This window comes from Aphanothece stagnina RSMan2012, assembly GCF_046764815.1.
GTDB lineage: Bacteria > Cyanobacteriota > Cyanobacteriia > PCC-6307 > Cyanobiaceae > NIES-981.
This window is the reverse complement of record NZ_JBKOUC010000104.1, coordinates 1-462: the sequence shown is the minus strand read 5'-3', so window position 1 is coordinate 462 and position 462 is coordinate 1. Positions and strand designations below refer to the sequence as shown.

1 protein-coding gene and 1 pseudogene are annotated in these 462 nt (G+C 48.1%); one reads left to right on the top strand and one right to left on the bottom strand.

The features are described from left to right. On the bottom strand, positions 1-181 hold a 181-nt coding region (locus tag ACLNEE_RS16950; protein ID WP_412007459.1), incomplete at its 3' end, for a hypothetical protein. Here ACLNEE_RS16950 and ACLNEE_RS16945 point away from each other — a divergent pair. After that, positions 180-462, top strand: a pseudogene (locus ACLNEE_RS16945) (2-hydroxyacid dehydrogenase); the annotation flags it as partial. The gene ACLNEE_RS16950 and the pseudogene ACLNEE_RS16945 overlap by 2 nt on opposite strands.

Below are 462 nucleotides of genomic sequence, written 5' to 3'. Positions count from 1 at the left end.
AAACCACTATTTCCTGGGTTACCCCAGGCCGGTCTAAGGCTAAATTGATTCCTAGGGCGATCGCCAAAGCTAAAAGAGTATTGAACAATACAGCCCCAGGAATGATCGAAAAATTTCTTCTAAGATTGGGAAAAATATCCTTAGCTGAATAGCACCGAAAAGTAGTTCCCATAATCGCCATGAAAATCGCTTTCTTTAGTAGTAAAGCCTACGATCGCCAGTTTTTTGAGCGGGCTAACCACCACCATGGGCGGGAAATGCTCTTTTTCGATGCCCAGCTCAACCTCGACACCGCCATTCTAGCGGAGGATTGTCCCGTTGTTTGTCTCTTTGTCAATGACCAAGCCCCGGCCCCAGTGTTGGAAAAATTAGCCGCCCAGGGCACCACCTTAATCGCCCTCCGTAGTGCCGGTTATAACAATGTGGACCTGAAAACAGCGGCGGCTTTGGGTTTAAAAGTGG